Raw genomic sequence first — 20,455 nt, 5'->3', positions numbered from 1 at the left:
AGCACTACATCGCCAAGCCGCCGCTGCGCACGATCTGGCGCTCCACCGCCCGCATCAGCACCGGCACGGCCGGCACCGCCAGGGTCAGCCGGGTCTTGGCTCGGGTGATGCCGGTGTAGAGCAGCTCGCGTGTCAGCACGGCCACGGGCTGTTCGGGCAGCACCAGGCAGACATGCTCGAACTCCGAGCCCTGCGACTTGTGCACCGTCATGGCGAACACGCTCTCCACCGCGTCCAGGCGCGAGGGCTGCACCCAGTGCACCCCCCCTGCCCCGTCGGGGAAAGCCACCCGCAAACCCTTGGCATGGGGCAGGCACAGGCCGATGTCGCCGTTCATGAGCTTGAGTGCGTAATCGTTGCGGGTGGCCATCACCGGGCGGCCCGGGTACCAGCCCTCGGGTGGAAAGCCCAGCGCCAGCGCAATGCGCCGGTTCAGCGCCTGCACGCCCCAGGCCCCTTCGCGCACCGCACACAGCACCTGGAAGCGGGCCAGCGCCGTCAGCGCCTGCAAGGCCTGGGCATCGCTGCTGCCGCCCGGGCCGATGGGCGCCAGGGCGTCCAGCCAGGGCTGCCAGCCCTGGCGCCACAGCGGGGCCAAGGCCGGGTCGCCCCCCGGTCGCGGCTGCAGGCGCTGCACCGAGTCGCTGCTGCGCCCCGCCACCGGGGCCTGCTGCCAGAGCTGACGCACCGTGACGACATCGCCCGCATTCACGGCCCGCGCCCACTGCCCGATGGGGCTGTCGCCGGCAAAGCGGCGGCTGTGGCGCAGCATCACTGTCTGCTGGGCCAGCACGCCGCCATCGCCCTGCCAGGGCCCCAGGTCCACGCCCGCCACCTCGGCCAGCCAGGCCACGGTGGCCGCGCTGTAGCGGCCCGCCTGGGCGCCGTGGCACAGCTGTCCCATCACCGCGCCGGCCTCGACCGAGGCCAACTGGTCCTTGTCACCCAACAGGATCACGCTGGCGTGCAGGGGCACGGCGCGCAGCAGGCGGGCCATCATCTCCAGGTCGATCATCGAGGCCTCGTCCACCACCACCAGGTCCAGCGCCAGCGCGGGCACCGGCGCCGCCGTGCCGCCGCCCGGGCGCACCTGCAGCAGCTTGTGCAATGTGGCGGCCTGGGCGGGGATGTCGGCGCGCAGCGCCTCGGGCAGCGAAGCGATGGCCGAGGCGATCGACTCGCCCAGGCGCGCCGCCGCCTTCCCCGTGGGCGCGGCCAGGGCCACACGCAAGGGCCGGCCATGCTGGGCCCGCGCATGCGACTGCAGCAAGGCCAGCAGGCGCACCACAGTGGTGGTCTTGCCGGTGCCGGGCCCGCCGGTGACCAGGGTCAGGCGCTGGCGCGCGGCCAGGGCGCAAGCCACCTTCTGCCAATCGGGCCCGGGCACCGCCGCATCGGGCGGGAACAGCTGGGCCAAGGCCTGGGCCAGGCCAACCGGGGCCTTGGGCGGCAGGGCCAGGCGCGCCTCGATGCTCTGGCGGATGGCCTGCTCGGCCTCCCAGTTGCGCCGCAGGTACAGGCGTTGTCCCTCACGCACCAGGGGGCTGCAAGGGCCGTGCACCCAGGGCAGGCTGTCGGCGGCCGCAACCCAGTCGGTCAGCTCGGCGGGCAGCGCCTGCAGGGCCTGCGCCTCCCAGCCCAGGGTGGGGCCAGGCTCGCGCTGCAAGGCGGCCAGGTCCAGGCAGGCATGGCCGCGGCCGTATTGGTGGCTGACCAACGCGGCCAGCCAGGAATGGCGCGGGTCTTCGCTGGGCTGGGCCTGCTGCAAGAAGGCGGCCAGGGCCAGATCCAGCCGGTTCAAGGGGGTGGCCTGGGCCAGGCTGGCGAGGGGTGAGGTCGTCATGCAGGCAGCTCCGGCTGGCGGGGGCCGGGCGCGGGCGCCGCGAAGGCCTGGTCCAGCGATTCGATGAGTTCGTGCGGCGGGCGCTCGAAGAACACGCCCTGACCGGGCTGGTCGATGCCCCGCGCAAACAGGTAGATCGCCCCGCCCAGGTGGCGCTGCGGGCTGTAGCCGGGCAGGCGCCACTTGAGCAGGCGGTGCAGCGCCAGCAGGTACAGGCTGTACTGCATGTCATAGCGGTGCGCGAGCACCGCCTGGGCCAGGGTGTGCGGGGCGTAGTCAGGCAGGCGGTTCGATTTGTAGTCGAGCACGTGGTAGCGGCCCTGGTGTTCGACCACCAGGTCCATGAAGCCGGTGAGCATGCCCTCGAGCTGGCGCGGCTGCAGGGCAGGCCGGGGCTGGCCCGGCAGCACGCGCTGGCGGATCAGGGCATCAAGCGCCTGCGCCGACAGCGAGCGCACCGGCAGGCTGAAGGCCATTTCGGCCCAGTACTGTGCTGGCGCCAGGGCCCCCAGCACCAGGGGCTGGGCGTTGCCGGGCCAATGCAGCTCGGCGCGGACCAGTTGCTGCACCCAGGGCGCCAGCGCGGCGGCCTGGGTCTCGTCGAGTTTGAGGGCCAGGGCCTGGCGGGCCAGCAGGGCAGCCCACTCACGCTCAAGTTCAGCCCCATCGCCCCCATCTTCTGCAGACCTGGCGATCGGCCAGCCGCGCTGGGCCTGCCACTCCAGCAGGTCATGCAGCAAAGTGCCGTAGCGGCTGCCGGCCGGAAACTCATCCCAGGCGCCGGGCAGGCTGACCTGCCCGGTGTCGGTGGCCGCCAGTTCGGGGCTGAGCAGCGGCAGGCTGTCGGCCTGGGCGTCTTCCAGGCGGGTCTCTCGCTCCGACGGGGGCAGCGCCGACTCAGCGCCGAAGGGGATCAGCTCGCGGGTCAGGGCACTGAAGCTGGCCGTCCACCAGCCGCTGCGCAGGGCCCGACGGGCCTGAAGGGCGGGCTGGTGGGCAGGCTCGGCGGCCGCCGGTGTGTAGGCCTGATCGTCGGGCGCCGGGGCCGGCTGCACAGCAATGTCGGGGCACTGGGCCCAGGCCTGCAGGGCGGCGTCCAGGTCACCCGGGCCCTGGCGCCCCAACAGGCGCGACAGGGCACTGCGCAGCCGCGGGCTCTTGCCGTCCAGGTCGCCCTTCACCGGGGTCACCCCCAGCCACAGGGCCTGCTCGGCACGGGTCAGGGCCACATAGAGCAGGCGCACGTCCTCGGCCAGGCGCAGGGCATCGGCCGTTTCGTCGCCACTGCTGTCCTCGCGAAAGCCCGCCGCAAAGGGCAGGAACACCAGCGGGTACTGCAGGCCCTTGGACTTGTGCAGGGTGACCACCTGCACCAGATGGGCATCGCTTTCGAGCCGGGTCTGGGCGGCCTCACCGCTGGCACGCGGATCGCGCAGTTGGGCCTCCAGGTGGCGGATCAGGGCGCCCTCGCCCTGCAGGCCCTGGCTGGCCTGCTGCAGCAGGTCGCCCAGGTGCAGCAGGTTGGTGAGGCGACGCTCGCCCTGCGGGCCTTCCGGTGAGGCCGCGGCCAAGCTGGGGTCCATGAGGCGGCGCGGCACCTGCAGCTCATGCAGGCAGCGGTGCAGCAGCGGCAGCACGCCCTGCTGCTGCCACACCTTCTGCCAGGCGTGCAGTTGGTCGATCAAGGCATCCCAGGCGTCTTCGTCACGCAGCAAGGCCTCCAGGGCGGGCCAGGACAGGCCCCACAGCCGGGTCAGCAAGGCGGCCTTGACCGCGCTGACGGAGCGCGGCTGGGCCACGGCGCGCAGGATGCGCCACAGCTCGTGGGCCTCGGGGGTGGCATAGACGCTGTCGCGGTCAGACAGGTAGACGCTGCGCACCCCGCGGCGCGCCAGCTCGGCGCGGATGGCCTGGGCCTCGTGGCCATTGCGCACCAGCACCGCCATGTCGCCCGGCTGGGCCACGCCCTGCTGCAACAGGCGCACCATCTGGCTGGCAAACAGGGCGGCCATGTCGTTCAACAGGGCCGACTTGGTGGCCGGCTCGGCCCGCGACTGCCACCACACGGTGAGGGCCGGCTGGGCCTGCCCGGCGCACTGCAGCGGCTGCACCTTGGGGTTGCGGGCTTCCACGCGGTCGAAGGGCACCGCGCCAAAAGGGGCTTCCAGGCGCGAGAAGATGTGGTTGACCGCGGCCACCACGCCCCGGGTGGAGCGGAAATTGCCCGACAGGGTGTGGATGGCCTGGGCCTGGGCCCGGGCCTGCAGGTAGGTGGCCAGATCCGCCCCGCGGAAGCTGTAGATGGCCTGCTTGGGGTCGCCGATCATGACCAGGCCGGTGCCCAGGGTCTGGGCCTCGGGGCCCTGGTAGATGCGGGCCAGCGCGCCGTACTGCCAGGGGTCGGTGTCCTGGAACTCGTCCACCAGGGCCACCGGGAACTGCTGCCGGATGGCGGCCGCCAGGCGGCCATCGGGGGCCTGCAGCGCGTGGTAAAGGCGCTGCAGCAGGTCGGAGAAATCGAACTGCGCCTGCCGGGCCTTGGCCGCCTGGTAGGCGGCGCCGATCTCACGTGCCGCGTGGGCCAGCCAGTCGGGGCCGATGTCGGGCTCGGCCTGCAAGTGCAGGCACAAGGCCTCGATGTCGGCCAAGGCCGCGTGCGCCTCGGCCTGGGCCCAGCCTTTTTCGACCAGGCGGGGCAGCGCAAAGCGCTCCAGCACCTCGAGCTTGATACCCTCGCCCTGCACCCAGGCCGCCATCTGGGCCAGCCAGCCGGCCAGCCAGTCGGGGCGGTAATTCTTGAGCTGCTTGGCCGCCGCCGCATCGCCCACCGCCTGCACCAGCTCGGGCGTCCAGCCCGCGCGGGCCCGGGCCTCCAGGGGTTCGCGCCGGGCCTGCCACTGCGCCCAGCGGGCCACCAGGGCATCGGGCTCGGGGCCGGCATAGGGGGCCCCGCCGGGGGTGCGTTCGGCCAGGGCCCACAGCGGCTGCAGGCGCTCCAGCAGGGCCTGGGGCGTGCCCCCCAGCGGGGTGATGGCACCGATCTGCGCCAGCGCCAGCGGGTAGCACCAGCGCCGCCAATAGTCTTGTGCGGCCGCCAGGCGCAGGGCATCGCCGTCTTCCACCCGCTCCTGCTCGAACAGGCTGGCGCTGTCAAAGGCGTGCTGGCGCAGCATGCGGCTGCTCCAACCGTGGATGGTGAAGATGGCGGCGTCGTCCATCCACTGGGCCGCGATGTCGAGCCGGGCGGCACAGGCCGGCCACTCCGCCTCGGGCACCTGCTCGCGCAGGCTGAGCAGAAAGTCGTCGGCCTGGGCCCGCCCGGCTTCGGTGTCGGCAAAGCAGCGCGCGGCCTGGGCCAGGCGCTCGCGCACCCGGCCCCGCAGCTCGGCGGTGGCGGCGTCGGTGAAGGTCATCACCAGGATTTGCGGCGGGAACAGCGCCCGCTCGGCGCTCAGCCCGGCCTCGGTGTGGCCCAGCACCAGGCGCACGTACAGGGCGGCCACGGTCCAGGTCTTGCCGGTGCCGGCCGAGGCCTCGATCACCTGCAGGCCTTGCAGCGGCATGCTCAAGGGGTCCAGGCGCTGCAGCGCGGGGCCTGGGTTCAGATCGATGGGCGTGCTCATGCGGGGTCTCCCAGCGGGCCCAGGTGCAGGTGCCGGGCCAGTTCGCCGTACAAGGCCTCGGCCCAGTGCGGCAGTTCGGCCTGCAGCTCGGCATAGCCCTGGAAGCAGCGTTGCAGGTAGGGCGAGCGTGCGGCTTCGCCCTCGCGCTGGTAGTCGCCTTCGTAGGCGGCGCGGGCCAGCTCATGGGCCTGGGCCTCGTCCTTGCCCCGGCGCAGGGCCTGGTCATAGGCCCAGGCGCTGAGGCAGGCCACCGGCAGGGGCCGGGCCCAGGCGGCCCGGTAGACCTGCACCAGGCCGCTCAGGATGGCCAGCGCCTGCGCGGGCGCCAGCGGACGCAGCACGATCTGCCCGTCCAGGCCCAGCACGGTGCTGGTGAGCGCCAGGCCCTGGGCGCAGCCGGCCAGGTGGTTGACCCAGACCGCCGCCAACACCTCGACCCGGGCGCCCTGCTCCTTGCCTTTGCCTTGCAGCACCGCGCCTGGGCGCTGCACCCGCTGCAGACAAGGGCCGGGCCAGAGGCCTTCGGCGGGCGCTGATGCGTCATCGGGGCCGAACAGGCCGCTGAGCTGGTCCTGCAGCCGCAGGCCGTCCACCAGCAGGTCGATGGCCTGCGCGGGCACGGGCTGGGGGTAGCGCTCGGCCCAGGGGGCCAGGCGCTCCTGCACCACGGCGACGCGGCCGTGCAATTCAAGCAGGTCGCGCTGCCCGAAGGCGGCCAGGGGCAGCAGGCCGCGCAGGGGCAGCTCGGCCAGCGCCTGCTCGGGGTCGACGGCCTCCAGCACCGACTGGCCGGCCAGGTATTTGTCCAGGCCATCGAGGGCAAAGGGCTCGGTGTCTTCGCCGGCCTCGTCGAGTTCGGCCAGCACCACGCCCAGGCGGGCCTTGAAAAACACCTCGACCGGCTGACGCAGCAACTGGCGCAGCGCGTGCAGGCTCAAGGGGTCAGGCAAGGGCACAGCGCAGGCTTCAGGCGGCAACGCGTGCTCGGCCACCGGCACGCCCGCATTCACCTGGTGGGCCTGGGCCCAGTCACTGTCATAGGTGCGAAAGCCCGAGCCGGCCCGGAAGTACGCCTCGGAAAACGGCTGCAAGGGCTGCTGCCGGGGCTCGCGCGCGGGCTGCCAGCCGCTGTGCAGGTGCTCGATCAACTGCGCCACCAGCACCGAAGGCGGTCGCTCGGCGTTGTCGGTGGCGCGGTGGCCCTGCCAGCTCAGGTAGAGGCGGTCGCGGGCCGACAGCAAGGCTTCCAGAAACAGGTAACGGTCGTCTTCACGCCGCGAGCGATCCCCGGCGCGCCAACTGCTGGCCATCAGGTCGAAGTCGCGCGGCGCCGTCTGGCGCGGGTAGTCGCCATCGTTCATGCCCAGCAGGCACACCACCCGGAAAGGGATCGAGCGCATGGGCATCAGGGTGCCGAACTGCACCCCACCGCCCAGAAAGCGCTGCTGCAGGCCCCCCTCCTGCAATTGCGACAACCAATGCTCGCGCGCCACCTCCAGCGGCAGCGGGCTGTCCAGGCCGGCCTGTTCGCAGGCCTGCAGCCAGGCCTCCAGCGGGGCCAGCAGGGCGTCGATCTGGCGGGATTCGGCCTCGTCAGCAGCCTCGAAGAAACGCTCGACCACGCCGCGGAACACCTGCCCCCATTCGGCGGCGGGCCGCTCATGCGCCAGGGCCTCCAGGGTCTCGGTGATGGCGTCCACCCCATCGAGCAAGGCATCGGCCACCGCCGCGTCCAGCCCGCTGAGCGCGGGCTGGGCCAGGGTCTCGGCCCACACCTGCCCGCCGTCACCGCGGCCCTCGCCCAGCGCATAGCCCAGCAGAAGCCGGCGCAGGCCAAAGGCCCAGGTGTTGTGCCCGGCGCCCGCCACCCCGGGCGGCAGGCCAAAGCGGCGGCGATGCGGCTCGTCCAGGCCCCAGCGCACACCGGCCTGCTGCAGCCAGGTGTGCAGTTCGTCCACCTCGACCTCGCCCAGGCCAAAGCGCTGGCGCAAGGCCCGCACCTCGAACAGGCCCAGCCAGTCCGACAGGGTGACGCGCGACTGCGGCAGTGACAGCAGCGCCTGCAACGCCTGCACGATGGGCGACTGGCGCGGCGAGCGGTCGGCCACCGAGTACGGGATGTGGCGCGGCTGGCCGGGCGCAAAGCGGCCGAACACGGCCTGGATGTGGGGCGCGAACACGGCGATGTCGGGCACCATGACCATCACGTCGCGCGGGCGCAAGGCCGGGTCGGCCTCGAACCAGGCCAGCAACTGGTCGTGCAGGACCTCGACCTCGCGCTGTGCCGAATGGCAGGTGACCAGGGTGATCGAGTGGTCGTCTGGCCGCAGCGCCCAGGGCTCGATCGGGGTCTGCAAGTTCAACATGCCCGACTGCAGCTGGGCCAGCTGGGTGGGCTGGGCCAGGTCGTCGAGCGGATCGACAAAGGCCTCGACGCGCACCAGGCGGTGGCGATAGCCCTCGACGTTGTCGAACTCGTCGAGCATGTGCAGGTAGTCGCGCCCCTGCTTGCCCCACGAGGCCAGCAGCGGGTGCCCCGGACGGGCGGCCTGGGCCGCCTCCAGTTGGGCCGGCTTGACGCGCTGGCGCCGCCGCAGTTGCTGGCGCAGCTGGGCATGTCCCTCGACCAGATCGCCCCAGTAATACTGGCTGGGGTTGTGCACCAGCATCAGCACCTGGCTCAGTTGGCCCAGCGCGGCCAGGGCTTCGACCGCCTGGTGCGGCAGCGACGAGATGCCGAACACCACGATGCGCTCGGGCAGGCCGGCCGGGCGCTCGCCGCCGCGGCTCAGTTGCTGCAGGCGCGCCATGAAACGCGCGTGCACCGCCGCGCGCGAGGCCTCGGCCAGCGCTTCGCCCACGTCGCGGCGCAGGTCGCGCCACAGCGCCGGCTGCCAGGCCTGGGCCGGGTCCAGCGGCAGATCGGGGCCCTGCGGCTGGGTCAGCACGTCGCGGCCCTGGGCCCAGGCGGCCAGCCAGTCGGCACGGTAGCTCTGGTAGCCGTCCAGCACATCGGCCAGTTGCAGGGCCAGTTGGTAAAGCTTGCGCCCGTCCGGGGCCTCGCTGAGGTAACGCTGCAGCGGCTGGTACACCGGGCGCTGCTCGATCAGCGCCGGCAGCAGGCGCATCAGGCGCCACACCAGGCTGGACTTGTCGAAGGGCATGTGGGTGGGCACCTGGTCGGCGCCCAGCACCTGGCGGTAAACCTGCCAAAGAAAGCCGCTGGGCAGCTCCATGCGGGTGGCGGCAAAAATGCCCAGGGCCGCGTCGTCGGCCAGCGACACCTCCAGCCAGTGCTTCATGCCGGCGCTCTGCACCAGCAGCACCTCGGGCGCCAGAGGCGCCAGCGGCTGGGTGCGCAGAAACTGCACCAGCAGATCGCGCAGGTCTTCCAGGCGGTTGCCGTGCAGCACCATGAAGCCAGGGGGGTGCGAAGGCCGGGTAGGGGTCGACATGAACAAAGACGGCGCAATGAAGAGAAAACCAGGGGCCGCCAGGGCACAAGGCCGCGGCGCCGGCAGTATGACACGCTGGGGCGGGCCGCCGTGCCAGCAGCGGCGTCAGGCACCCAACCACGCGGCAGCGCTTTGCGGCGAGCGGAAATCCTCCAGCGCCCGCACGGGTACGTCGGGGTGCTGGCGCGACCACATGGCGCTCAAGGCCCGGCCGGGGCCGATCTCGATCACGCGCTCGACCCGGCGCTCGGCGATGGCTTCCAGGCAGGCGGACCACAGCACCGGGTGGTCGATCTGCTGGCTCAAGGCGGGCCGCATCTGCTCGACCCGGCGCAAGGCCGTGCCCGTGGCATTGGCCGCGACCGGGCAGCGCAGGGCTTGCCAGGCGGTGCCGCCCAGGGTCTGGGCAAAAGCCCCGGCAGCGGCCCGCATGGCCGACGAATGCGAGGCGATGCGGATGGGCAGCGGCTTGCAGTGCCCGCCCGCCGCCGTCAGCAGCCCCTCGGCCTGCTGCAGCCGCGCCGTCTCGCCCGCCAGGATGAGGTGGTCCGGCGCGATGCGGATGGCCACCTCCAGGCCCTGCCCCGCCAGCTGCAGGGCGATGCGGTCCTGGTGCAGGCCCGACACCGACAACAGCCCACCCGACACGCTGCCAGCAGCAGCATCCATGGCCCGGGCCCGCTGAGCAGCCAGGTCGATCGCGGTGCCCGGATCGAAAGCCCCGGCACAGGCCACGGCCGCCAGCTCACCCACGCTGTAGCCGGCCACGATGGCCGGCCCCTCGGCCAGGTGAGTGGCCACGGCCGACCAGGCGGCCAGCGACACCCCGGTGACCAGCACCTGCGCAAAGCGGTTGCGCGACAGTTCTTCGGGCTGGCCCAGCCGGGCGCGCCAATCGGGGCCCAGGTGCTGCGCCAGGGCCCGCAAGGGCTCGGCGGCAGCGGGCTCAGCCTCCAGCCAGGGCAGCATGTCGGGGTGCTGGCTGCCCTGACCGGGGAACAGCACGGCGTAGCTCATACCAAGCCCGCCAGGCCCGCCAGCACGGCCCGGGGCACCGGCGCGGGCACCGGGCAGGAGGTGGTCACGGCCTGCAGCCAGCAGGCGGCGCCCAACAGGTCGGCGGCGCCGCCGGGCGAGAGGCGGCGCGCCACGAACTCGGCATGGAGGGCCCGCGCCCGCTCAGGCCAGGCGGCCCCCTGCGCCCCCCCTTGCGCCAGAAAGCGACGGGCCTGCTGGCGCGCAAAGTGCAAGCCCTCGAGGCCGCCGCGGTGGACCAGGTTGGTGTCGTCCAGCACCGCCAGGGTGGTGAACAAGGCCTGCACCCGGGCCCGGCGATCTGGCCAGCCCAGGCTCAACGCCTGGCGCAGCGCCGGCAGGCTGTGCTCGAACAACACCGGAAAGCCCAGCGCGGCCTCGTCGCCCGCGCTGCGCAGGCCGTGCTCGCGGGCGGCACGCTGGCCATTTGAGGCCGGGGGGCGCTGGCGCGCCTGGGCCGCGCGCTCACGCAAGGCTGTGCCCCAAGCCTGGCGCAGGGTGCTTCGCAGGCCTTCGCTGCTGAGGGGCAGGCCCCGGGCCACGCGCCAGCCCGCACTGGCACACAGCAGGCCCAGGCAGAACACCGCCCCACGGTGGGTGTTGACGCCGCCTGTGGCGCGCAGCATGCGGGCCTCGGCCTGCAGGCCCAGGGCTTGCAGTTCATCGAAGGCCGCGTGGCGGGCGCCGGCGCGCACCATGTGGGCAAAGTAGTGGCGCAAAGCAAACAGGCTGCGCACAAAATGACTGGCATCCATGTCATGGTGGCTGCCGTTGTCGCGCAGCGAGACCAGGCCGGGCTTGGGCTCAAGCACCAGTTCGGCGTAAAGGGCGCGCACGGCCTCGCGGGCCAGCCGGGCGGCGGCAGCGTCCAGCGATGGGTTTGAAGAATCGAGCAAGGACATGGCGTCAGGCCGGCAGGGCCTCGGCCCGCAGCTGCAGTGGGTCGAGCCCGATCAACGCAATGCCATCGAGCCGCTTGGCCAGCACCTGGGGTACCTGGCCATCGAGCAACTGGCCCAGCTCACGCCAGGCCACTGCCCAGCCGCTGGGAAACACCAGCTCGCCATCGATGCGGCAGGGCAGGCGCTCCGTGGCCAGCAGGCGGACCACCGCCTCGGCGGCCGAGAGATCGGGCACCGCCAGGCGCAGGTCGAGGTCGGACGATTCGCGCAGGTAGCGCAGGCCCGTGAGGCTCTGCCAGCCAAAGGAGCCATAGACCTGCACCGCGCCCGCCGCGTGATCCAGGCAGCGGCCCAGCGCCTGATCCAGGGCCTGCGCCCGGCGTCGCCAGCGTTGCCGCAAGGTGGCCTCCGACAGGCTCGGAAAGCGGCCGCTGTAGGCCAGTTGACGGACCGGCAAGGTGAAGGTGAGCCGGCGCCGCTCCCATTCGGCGGGCGCCGGCAGGCCCAGGGTGACCCCGTCCTGGGACAGCGGGCCGGTCTGCCGCCCCACCACCAGGGGCAGGCGCTGCGCATGCCAGTGTTGGACGACCGCCTGGGCGACCGGGTCGGGGCAGGCCTGGGCCTGCAGTGTGGACCAGCCCTCGGGCGTGGGCCAGACCAGGCTGTTGCGTTCGATTTGCAGCATGACCGACTCCTGCGTGGGGTCAGGCCTGCGCCACGCGGCGGGCGACCTCGGCGGCCAGCCGCCGGCCGCCGCGCTGTGCCCCATCGCGGGCGCGCTCATCCGTGGTCGGGGCCTGGACCAGCGCAGCGCGCAGCTGCGCCGCCAGATCACCGCGCCACAAGGCCTGCACGCCGCCCATGGCCACGTAGTTTTCGACCCCGGGGGCAAACACGGGGTTGGACTCGGCCAGCGCCGCCAGGCGCGACTCGTCGATCTTGGTCACCCGCGCCATGGCCGGCAGGCGCATGACGCGGATCTCGGCCTCGGGCAGGGCATAGCAGGCGTCGGCGATCAGGCCCGAGGTGATGAAGCCGCCCGACAGCGCCTGGTCGTACACCAGCCCGATCACGCGGTGACCGCGCTGGCGGGCCAGCTCGATGCACAGGCCCAGGTGGGCCATGTAGCGATTGATGCCCAGCAACTCGTCACGCCGGCGCAGGCGCTGGCCCTGGGTGTCGACCAACAGCAGGATGGGGCGGCCAGGGTGGTCGCGCACGGTGTCGAGCACCGCACGGGCCTGGGCCAGGGCCAGCTCGACGCCGATGGCAGCATGGTCGGTGGTTCCGACCACGGCCAGGGTCTGGCCGTCGAGCTCGGCGGTGCCGCGCAACAGCTCGCCTTCGCGGCGCACCTGGTGCTGCGCCCCGAACAGGCTTTGAAGCAGATCGGTCCAGATCATGGCTGGGCTCCTTCTTGGGCAAGGTGTTTGAGGGCGCGCAGCTCGGCCGCATCGAGGTTGACCACCGATGGCGCATCGGTGATGCCCAGGCGGCGCCAGATGTCCACCGCATCGGCGCAGTCACCGTGCTCGGCCAGGCGGGCGGCCAGCAAGGCGTGTTCTTGTTCCAGCGCCTCCAGCGTCACGGGGCGGGACTGGCCCAGCCGGTGCAGCGCAGCTTCGCGGAAGGCACCGATGTTGTCGTCCACCAGCTCATCGCAATCGCCGGTCAGGTAGCGGTGCTTGCCGCCGGTGGTGCGCCACACCCCGGCTCGGTCCTTGGCGTCGAACTCTTCCACGCCATGCGACGACTCGATGACCTCGGGGCCTGACATGGACAGGCGGGCGGCGTCGCTCATCAGCACGTGGTCGGCGCAGCGGGCCACCAGGCCCATGCCGCCAAAGCAACCATTGGCGCCCCCGATCAACATCAGCGTGGGGATGCCGGCTGAGCGCGTGGCCAGCAGGGCACGCATGACTTCGGACACGGCAATCAGGCCGGCATTGGCTTCGTGCAGGCGCACCCCGCCCGACTCGGCCAGCACCAGCACGGCAGCGGGTCGCTGGCGCAGCGCGCGCTGGAACAGGCCCACGAGCTTGGCGCCATGCACCTCGCCCACGCCGCCGCCCATGAACTCGCCCTCCTGGGCGGCCACCAGCACGGGCTGGCCGCCCAGCCGGCCTTCGCCCACGATCACGCCATCGTCAAACGACGAGGGCACGCCCAACTGACCCAGGTGGGGGCTCATGACGCGGGCCGAGGGGCCGAGGATCTCGGTGAAGCTGCCCGCATCCAGCAATTGCAGCACGCGCTCGCGGGCGGTGGATTCGGCGAAGCTCGCCTGCAGGGGGTTGGCAAGGCTCATGGCTGGGCGCTCCGCATCTGGGCCACGGCCTGGTCCAGCCGCAGGTTGACCACGGCAGGCGTGGCCCCCATGTCGTTGATGGAAATGCGCACGCCGCCCAGGGGGTGGCGGGCATGGAAGTCTTCGGCTACGGCACGCCAGATCGGGGCGAAGCCGCGAGCCGAGGTGCTGACCTCGAGGCGGCATTCGCCGGCAGCGCCGGGGGCCGCGCCGTCGCCGGCAGCCAGGGGCTCGATCAGCACTTCGAGGTTGCCCGAGCCGACCACGCCGACCAGCACGGGCGCAAAGCGGCCCGCGGGCTGCGTGCCGGTGAACGAAAAATGGAGGGCTTCAAGCCCGTGGGGAATGCTCATGGTGTTGACCTTGTTGGCAGTGGGATTCGCATTACCAGTTGCGGAAGCGCTTGGGTGGCTGGTAGAGGCCGCCCGAGGCCCGCACCAGGTCGCGCATGGAGCGCGCCGCCAGCAGGTTGCGCGTGGCATCGCGCTGGTCGATGCCCAGGTCCTGGGCGCGCCGGATCACGCCGCGGTCGCGCAGGTTCTCGACCATGCGGCGGTCCCGCCCCAGGCCGATGGGGGTGTAGCCCGCCACGCCGCGGATGGCCTGCTCGCGCTCCTCGTCGCTGCGGCACAGCAGCAGGTTGGCAATGCCCTCTTCGGTGAGGATGTGGGTCACATCGTCGCCATAGATCATCACGGGCGGGATCTCCATGCCGGCCTGCTCGGCCAGTTGCCAGGCGTCGAGCCGATCCACAAAGGCCGGCTGCATGTGTTCGCGAAAGGTTTCGACAATCTGCACCACCAGCTTCTGGCCGCGCGGCATGGCGGCCACGCCGCCCCGCCCCTGCCGGGCCTGGGCACCCGCCTTGAGCCAGGCCGGCGACACATGGCGTCGGCCCCGCGCATCGGCGCCCATGTTGGGGGCGCCGCCAAAGCCCGAGATGCGGCCCAGGGTGGCGGTGGAGCTGTGGCCGTTGAGGTCGATCTGCAGCGTGCTGCCGATGAACATGTCGCAGGCATAGTGGCCGGCCGCCTGGCTGAAGGCCCGGTTGCTGCGCATGCTGCCATCCGGCCCGGTGAAGAACACATCGGAGCGGGCGCGGATGTAGTCTTCCATGCCCAGTTCGGAACCAAACGAGTGCACGCTCTGGACCCAGCCGGCTTCGATGGCCGGGATCAGGGCCGGGTGGGGGTTGAGCGCCCAGTGGCTGCAGATCTTGCCCTTGAGGCCCAACGACTCGCCATAGGTGGGCAGCAGCAGCTCGATGGCCGCGGTGTCAAAACCGATGCCGTGGTTGAGGCGCTGCACGCCGTACTCGGCGTACAGGCCCTTGATGGCCATCATGGCCATCAGCACCTGGATCTCGCTGATCTGAGCCGGGTCGCGGGTGAACAGGGGCTCGATGAAATTGGGCTTGGGCGCCAGCACCACGTAGTCGACCCAGTCGCCCGGGATGTCCACCCGGGGCACGGCGTCCACCAGCTCATTGACCTGGGCGATGACGATGCCACGGCGAAAGGCGGTGGCTTCGACGATGGCGGGCGTGTCTTCGGTGTTGGGGCCGGTGTAGAGGTTGCCCTGGGCATCGGCCGACTGGGCGCAGACCAGCGAGACCCGTGGCGTGAGGTCGACAAAGTAGCGCGCAAACAGCTCCAGGTAGGTGTGGATGGCCCCGATGCGCAACTGGCCCGCCGACACCATCTTGGCCAGTCGCCCGGCCTGCTGCCCCGAAAAGGAGAAATCGAGCCGCGAAGCGATGCCGTTCTCGAACAGGTCCAGGTGCTCGGGCAGGGCCAGCACCGATTGCACCATGTGCAGGTCGTGCACCCGGGCCGGGTCGAGCTGGGTCAGCGCCCGGGCCAGAAAGTCGGCCTGCTTCTGGTTGTTGCCTTCCAGGCAGACCCGGTCACCGGGTTCGATGACCGCATGCAGCAGGGTGCCGATGGCGGGGGCCGCCACGGTCTTGCCCTGCAGTTGCGGGCCCAGCGCCTCGGCCGCTCGGGTCTGCCGCAACCGACGGTTGCTTTGTTGGGTGTTCCAGTGTTTGTGTTCCATGGCAAGGGCTCAGCCCACGAGGGCTTTGGTGGCAAAAAACAGCAGCGAGGGGCCGAGCAGACAGCCCAGGCCGGTGTGGAAGGTGGCCACCAGTGCGCCATAGGGCACCAGCTTGCGGTCGGTGGCGGCCAGCCCGGCGGACACGCCGCTGACCGTGCCGGCCAGGCCACCGAAGACCATGGCGGATCGCGGTGTCTTGAGGCGCAGAAAGCGCGCCGCCATGGGCGTGCCGACCATCACGAGGATGGCCTTCACCAGGCCGGTGGCAATGCTGAGGGCCATCACATCGGGACTGGCGCCGATGGCGGCCCCGGTGACCGGCCCCACGATGTAGGTGACGGCACCCGCACCGATGGTGGTCATGCTCACGGCATCCGAGTACCCGAAGCCCCAGGCAATGGCGGCCCCCACGATGAAGGGCAGCACGGTACCCAGCAGCAGGGCCACGACCCCGATCAGGCCGGCCTTGCGCGCCTCCAGCGGCTGCACCTCAAAGGCCGTGGCCACGATGGCGAAGTCGCGCAGCATGGCGCCGCCCATGAGGCCGATGCCGCCGAACAAGGACAGGTCGGCCAGCCCCTTGTGCCCACCGGTCTGGGTGCCGCCCCAGTAGGCCAGGCCCAGGCCGATGACGATGGCGATGGCCGAGCCGTGCACGCGGCCGAAAGTCAGGTGTTTGGAGATCTGCCCGGCCAGCAGAACGATCAGACCCACCACCGCAAAGGCGGTGACCAGGCCATTGTGAAGCGCGGCTTTTTCGAGAATGTCGAGCATGGTGTCACTCCTGGTCGGCCACAAGCGGGTTGTGCAGCTGCGCCGCATCGGGCGCCTCCGGGTCAAGCACCTCGGCCCGGTTGATCAGGGCGATCACCACCGCGCACACGGCCACCGCCGCGATCGCCGACAACACCGCCACGGGGCCTCCGCGCAAGGCCGAGACCATGTCCTGCTGCGCCGCCATGGCCACCACCACCGGGATGTACATGGCACCCCAGTACTCCACGCCCAGTTCGGTCAGCTTGGGCAGCTTGTTGTGCTTGAGCATGTAAAGCCGGGCCGCCATCAGCAGCAGCATGGCGATGCCCACCCCGCCGACATTGGTCTTGACCCCGAGCAGTTGCCCGAGCAGGTCACCGATGAAAATGCCGAGCAGGTGGCAGGCCGCCAACAGGGCGGTTCCGAAAATGATCATGTCTGTCTCCGTTGTTGTGATGTGCCGGGGTGATCCCCTGGACTGGCATCGTAGGAAGGCAGACGTGTGGGATCAATTAACCTCGGCCACGAACGTTTTCACGGCGTGCAACGGTTATGACGAACGGCGCAGCCCCTCGCACAGGGAGGCCGCGCAGGGCCGATGAGGGGCGATGAGGTGCGCCTGGGCCGTCGCGCTCAGCGCAGGGCGGCCTTGGCCCCGCGACAGACGGCCAAGAGGGCGAGCAGGTTGGGATCGCGCTCACGCGTGCGCAGGAAGTTGAGCGCGATGGTCTGGCGCATCAGGTACCGGGGCTGCAGCGGAATGAAGCGCACCTTGTCAGGAAACACATCGCGCACCCGGCCGGGCAGCAGCGTGCACCCCAGGCCGCCGCAGACCAGGTTCATGAGCGAGAAGATGTCGCCGGTCTGCATCACCACATGGGGCGTGAAGCCAGCGACGCTGAACGACTGCAGAAAGCCGTTGTAGGTGGCAAAGCCCTCTCCCAGGCTGACAAAGCGTTCGTCGGCACACTGGCTCAGGTCCACCTCGGCAAGGGATTCGTAGCGTGAACCCACCGGCGCTGCGAAATAGATGTCATCTTCAAACAAAGGCTCGGACTCGATATCGGGCGCGGCCTGAGGCAGGGCCATCAAGGCGGCATCGATGGCGCCGTCGCGCAGCTTCTGCAGCAGGTCGTCATTGGAGCCCAGCACCAGTTCCGCCATCAGCTCGGCCTTGCGCACCTTGAGCGCGATGATCACCTCGGGCACGGTCTTGACGGTGAGCGAGTAAAGCGAGCCGATGCGGATGCGGCTGGCCGAGTAGCCGGCCACGTTGCGGGTGGTGTTGATGCCCTCGCTCATGCGCCGCAGCACATCGCGCGCCACCTCGGCCAGGGCGTAGGCCGCCTCGGTGGGGTGCAGGTTGCGGCCCTCCAGCCGGAACAGGCTGCAGCGCAACCCCTCCTCCAGCGAATGCAGCGCGCGGTGCACACTGACCGTGCTGACGTCCAGCAACTCGGCCGCACGCGTGAGGTTGCCGGTCTCCATGAAGGCCAACAGCACCTCGAGCTTGCGAAAGGTGATTTCCTCATCGACATGGAGACGCATGGTGCTCGGGCGGTTCGTGGTGAATGGGCGCAATGGTAGTGCCTGGGCCAGGGGCAGCCGCCCCTGCTGCTGCCGGACCAGCCCGGAGGCAACGACGGATGACGCCGTGCTCATCGCTGGGCGTGGTCCAGGCAGGCCTGCACCCAGGCCCTCAACTGCGCAGCGGTGGGTGGCTCGGGGCCGAACAAGACCCGAAAGATGATGGGCGCCACCACGCCGTCCATCAGGGCTTGCGCGGTGGGCAGCACCTGGCCTGGTGATGGCCACCGCTGAAGAATCAAGTCCAGCTGGCTTTGCAGGTAAGCCGCGCATTGACTGGAGGGGGTGGAAGAGACAGGGGTCGCGCGCGAGGGGCCTGCCAGTACGTCCCTCATCATGACCCGACCGGGCTCGGAACTCATCTCTTCGAGGTACTGCTCGGCCCAGGCCAGCAGGTCACCCAGCAGGCTGCCGGTTTCGGCGGGCTCGGTCTCGGCGCGCCAACGGTCCAGCGCGACATCCGCCAGCAGGTCACCCAACTCGCCCCAGCGGCGATAGAGGGTGGAGGGGGTGACGCCGGCGCGCGCTGCGATCAGGGGCACGGTCAGGGCCGATCGCCCTTGCTCGACGATCAGATCGCGCACGGCCTGGTGCACGGCCGCCTGCACGCGGGCACTGCGACCGCCAGGGCGGAGACCAGCTTTGGGGTTCATGTCACGATGCTAAAGCAAAAAATATGCGTTAGTGATCTAATGCACTAACGCAAATAATTTGCTTTAAAGAGCACCATGGCCATTCGCCCCGCCCCTCCCCCCCGCGCCCCAGCTCGCCACTGGCGCCCGCAGACAGCCCTGGGCCTGCTGGCCTCCATCGTCGTGAGCTTTCTGGCGGCCTCCAGCGCCCCGTCCCCGCTGTATGCGCTGTACCGCGAGGCCTGGGGGTTTTCGGCCCTGACCCTGACACTGGTCTTTGCCAGCTACGCTGTGGCCCTGCTGGGCGCCCTGCTGGTGCTGGGCAGTTGGTCGGACTACCGCGGCCGGCGCGCCGTGCTGATCGGGGCCCTGGTGCTTGAAATGGGGGCCACCGCGCTGTTCTGGTGCGCCGACTCGGTCGCCTGGCTGCTGGCCGCCCGTGTCCTGCAAGGGCTGGCCACGGGCATCGCCACCAGCACGCTGAGTGCCGCCTTGATCGACCTGGACCGCGACCGCGGCGCCCTGCTCAACAGCGTGGCGCCCATGGTCGGCATGGCCCTGGGTTCACTGGGCAGCAGCGTGCTGGTGCAGTTTGCGCCGGCCCCCACGAAGCTGGTGTTTGAGTGCCTGATGGGCCTGTTTGCGCTGCAAACCCTGGCCGCGCTGGGCCTGCCCGAGACGGTGGCGCGCCGCCGCATGCCCTGGCGCACGCTGTGGCCCCGCATCGCCCTGCCCGCCGCCGCGCGCCCGACCCTGCTGCGCATCCTGCCGGTCAATACCGCCCAATGGGCCCTGGGAGGCTTCTACCTGTCGCTGGGCCCCAGCCTGGCCCGCCTGGTGACCGGTAGCCCTCAACCCCTTGTGGGGGGTGCGCTGATCACCTGCCTGGTGCTGACCGGCGCCGTGGCCATCTTGGGGGTGCGCCAAAAACCGGCCCACACCGCCCTGCTGGGCGGGACGGTGGCCTTGGGCCTGGGGCTGGCAATCACACTGATCGGCATGGTGCTGCCCAGCGGCGCGGCCCTGTTTGGCGGCACCGTGGTGGCCGGCCTGGGTTTTGGCGCGGCCTTCAATGGCTCGGTGCGCAGCCTGGTGAGCCTGGCGCAGCCCGAGGAGCGCGGCGCCCTGATGGCTGGCTTTTTCTCGCTGAGCTACCTGGCCTTCAGCGTGCCGGCCGTGCTGGCCGGCCTGGCCGTGGGCCTGTTCGGACTGGCCACCGCTGCGCTGGGCTTTGGCCTGTCGCTGCTGGCCTTGTGTGTGATCGCGGGGGCGCTCATGGCCAGGTCGTAGGGACCGTTCAAACCCAGGGCGATTCAGCACGATGCTGTCCAGGTCCATGAGCAGGTCTGATTGAGTGACCCAGGCCGGCCGGGGTTTGTCGAAGTCGCCCTGCAATGAAACCGTCACGAGGTCGCCCCGATGTATCACTCCCAGCCCTCAACATGCGTTGCAGCCGCTTCCGTGAAGTGCAAAAACTCCTTTTCTGTCGGGTCGCCATTCAGGCTCTTGCACTGCTTGCTCACTTGCTCCGCGAACCCAGGTGAGCGCGTGTCGGGCACCCAGAACTGGACGGGCCGCAGCCCCGCCGCACGCATCCGCTCACGATGCCGTGCGACCTTGGATTCTTGAATCGACGGCATGGTGCCTCCGTTGCTTGCATGAACGGTTACATGTTGCCCAGCATGAAACCATGCCGCATTCTGGTGAATTCAGAATTGAATGAGAAAAGTACCGAACCCGCGGAATCCCGACATCTGCCCCTCTTGAAAGCCAAGCAAAAGCCCTTATGATTAGCACTCGAAGCGGTTGAGTGCTAACAGCCGAGTGTTGACAGCACTGGCCGCTCGCTGAGTTGATGGTGCCCGCCGTGGGCGGTGCACCGGTCGATTGTGAAACCCCTTTTTGCTCTCAGGAGATGCAATGAACCTTCGTCCTCTGCACGATCGCGTGATCGTCAAGCGCCTGGAAAACGAAACCAAGACTGCCTCCGGCATCGTGATCCCCGACAACGCCGCTGAAAAGCCTGATCAAGGCGAAGTGCTGGCCGTCGGCCCCGGCAAGAAGAACGACAAGGGTGAACTGGGCGCCATGGCCGTCAAGGTTGGCGATCGCGTTCTGTTCGGCAAGTACAGCGGCCAGACCGTCAAGGTCGGCGGCGATGAGTTGCTGGTCATGAAGGAAGAAGATCTTTTCGCCGTCGTCGAAAAGTAATTTCTACCTGATCCCCGCTCAATCCATTTACTGAATTCGGAGAAAACA

17 protein-coding genes are annotated in these 20,455 nt (G+C 70.4%); 2 read left to right on the top strand and 15 right to left on the bottom strand.

What is annotated here, in order from left to right; translation table 11 throughout:
- Positions 1 to 4: 4 nt before the first annotated feature.
- From recD to AC07PT_RS09975, 14 genes are all read right to left on the bottom strand, one after another.
- Positions 5 to 1,843 carry an exodeoxyribonuclease V subunit alpha gene (recD, locus tag AC07PT_RS10040; protein WP_494656599.1) on the bottom strand — a complete coding sequence of 613 codons (1,839 nt, stop codon included), beginning with the start codon at positions 1,841 to 1,843 and terminating at the stop codon, positions 5 to 7.
- Positions 1,840 to 5,466: an exodeoxyribonuclease V subunit beta gene (gene recB, locus AC07PT_RS10035; protein ID WP_494656598.1), complete on the bottom strand. Its 3,627-nt coding sequence runs from the start codon at positions 5,464 to 5,466 to the stop codon at positions 1,840 to 1,842. Before recB ends, recD begins: the two co-directional genes overlap by 4 nt.
- Complete coding sequence (gene recC, locus AC07PT_RS10030; protein WP_494656597.1) at positions 5,463 to 8,921, bottom strand: exodeoxyribonuclease V subunit gamma; 3,459 nt, start codon at positions 8,919 to 8,921, stop codon at positions 5,463 to 5,465. The genes recB and recC overlap by 4 nt, the downstream gene beginning before the upstream one ends.
- Positions 8,922 to 9,026: 105 nt before the next feature.
- Positions 9,027 to 9,938 carry an ACP S-malonyltransferase gene (locus AC07PT_RS10025; protein WP_494656596.1) on the bottom strand — a complete coding sequence of 304 codons (912 nt, stop codon included), beginning with the start codon at positions 9,936 to 9,938 and terminating at the stop codon, positions 9,027 to 9,029.
- Positions 9,935 to 10,858 (bottom strand): triphosphoribosyl-dephospho-CoA synthase MdcB, encoded by a 924-nt coding sequence (gene mdcB / locus AC07PT_RS10020; RefSeq protein ID WP_494656595.1) that lies wholly within the window; start codon positions 10,856 to 10,858, stop codon positions 9,935 to 9,937. Before mdcB ends, AC07PT_RS10025 begins: the two co-directional genes overlap by 4 nt.
- Positions 10,859 to 10,862: 4 nt before the next feature.
- Complete coding sequence (gene mdcG, locus AC07PT_RS10015; RefSeq protein ID WP_492347335.1) at positions 10,863 to 11,543, bottom strand: malonate decarboxylase holo-[acyl-carrier-protein] synthase; 681 nt, start codon at positions 11,541 to 11,543, stop codon at positions 10,863 to 10,865.
- Positions 11,544 to 11,562: 19 nt separating this feature from the next.
- Positions 11,563 to 12,261, bottom strand: a complete 699-nt coding sequence (mdcE, locus tag AC07PT_RS10010; RefSeq protein WP_494656594.1) for a biotin-independent malonate decarboxylase subunit gamma — start codon at positions 12,259 to 12,261, stop codon at positions 11,563 to 11,565.
- Positions 12,258 to 13,166, bottom strand: a complete 909-nt coding sequence (locus AC07PT_RS10005) for a biotin-independent malonate decarboxylase subunit beta (RefSeq protein WP_494656593.1) — start codon at positions 13,164 to 13,166, stop codon at positions 12,258 to 12,260. Before AC07PT_RS10005 ends, mdcE begins: the two co-directional genes overlap by 4 nt.
- Positions 13,163 to 13,519: a malonate decarboxylase acyl carrier protein gene (gene mdcC / locus AC07PT_RS10000; protein WP_494656592.1), complete on the bottom strand. Its 357-nt coding sequence runs from the start codon at positions 13,517 to 13,519 to the stop codon at positions 13,163 to 13,165. Before mdcC ends, AC07PT_RS10005 begins: the two co-directional genes overlap by 4 nt.
- A 31-nt stretch (positions 13,520 to 13,550) precedes the next feature.
- Positions 13,551 to 15,221 (bottom strand): malonate decarboxylase subunit alpha, encoded by a 1,671-nt coding sequence (mdcA, locus tag AC07PT_RS09995; RefSeq protein WP_492347339.1) that lies wholly within the window; start codon positions 15,219 to 15,221, stop codon positions 13,551 to 13,553.
- A gap of 9 nt (positions 15,222 to 15,230) precedes the next feature.
- The gene (gene madM, locus AC07PT_RS09990; protein WP_492347340.1) at positions 15,231 to 15,995 is read right to left on the bottom strand and encodes a malonate transporter subunit MadM; all 765 of its coding nucleotides are present in this window, start codon (positions 15,993 to 15,995) and stop codon (positions 15,231 to 15,233) included.
- Positions 15,996 to 15,999: 4 nt separating this feature from the next.
- On the bottom strand, positions 16,000 to 16,413 hold the full coding sequence (madL, locus tag AC07PT_RS09985) for a malonate transporter subunit MadL (protein WP_494656591.1): 414 nt from the start codon (positions 16,411 to 16,413) through the stop codon (positions 16,000 to 16,002).
- Between the two features lie 197 nt (positions 16,414 to 16,610).
- On the bottom strand, positions 16,611 to 17,525 hold the full coding sequence (locus tag AC07PT_RS09980; protein ID WP_492347342.1) for a LysR family transcriptional regulator: 915 nt from the start codon (positions 17,523 to 17,525) through the stop codon (positions 16,611 to 16,613).
- A gap of 110 nt (positions 17,526 to 17,635) precedes the next feature.
- Positions 17,636 to 18,217, bottom strand: a complete 582-nt coding sequence (locus AC07PT_RS09975; RefSeq protein WP_494656590.1) for a TetR/AcrR family transcriptional regulator — start codon at positions 18,215 to 18,217, stop codon at positions 17,636 to 17,638.
- 75 nt (positions 18,218 to 18,292) lie between these two features.
- Between AC07PT_RS09975 and AC07PT_RS09970 the strand changes: the two genes are divergently transcribed.
- On the top strand, positions 18,293 to 19,486 hold the full coding sequence (locus tag AC07PT_RS09970; RefSeq protein ID WP_492347344.1) for an MFS transporter: 1,194 nt from the start codon (positions 18,293 to 18,295) through the stop codon (positions 19,484 to 19,486).
- A gap of 134 nt (positions 19,487 to 19,620) precedes the next feature.
- Here the strand turns inward: AC07PT_RS09970 and AC07PT_RS09965 are convergent, their stop codons facing one another.
- Positions 19,621 to 19,836: an antitoxin MazE family protein gene (locus AC07PT_RS09965; protein WP_494656589.1), complete on the bottom strand. Its 216-nt coding sequence runs from the start codon at positions 19,834 to 19,836 to the stop codon at positions 19,621 to 19,623.
- A 280-nt stretch (positions 19,837 to 20,116) separates the two neighbouring features.
- Here AC07PT_RS09965 and AC07PT_RS09960 point away from each other — a divergent pair, with 280 nt between their 5' ends.
- Complete coding sequence (locus tag AC07PT_RS09960; protein WP_019576489.1) at positions 20,117 to 20,407, top strand: co-chaperone GroES; 291 nt, start codon at positions 20,117 to 20,119, stop codon at positions 20,405 to 20,407.
- Positions 20,408 to 20,455: the final 48 nt, after the last annotated feature.

This window comes from Curvibacter sp. GW821-FHT09D12, from assembly GCF_059416245.1.
Note: the sequence above shows the minus strand (reverse complement) of the source record. Positions and strands in the feature narration are given on the sequence as shown.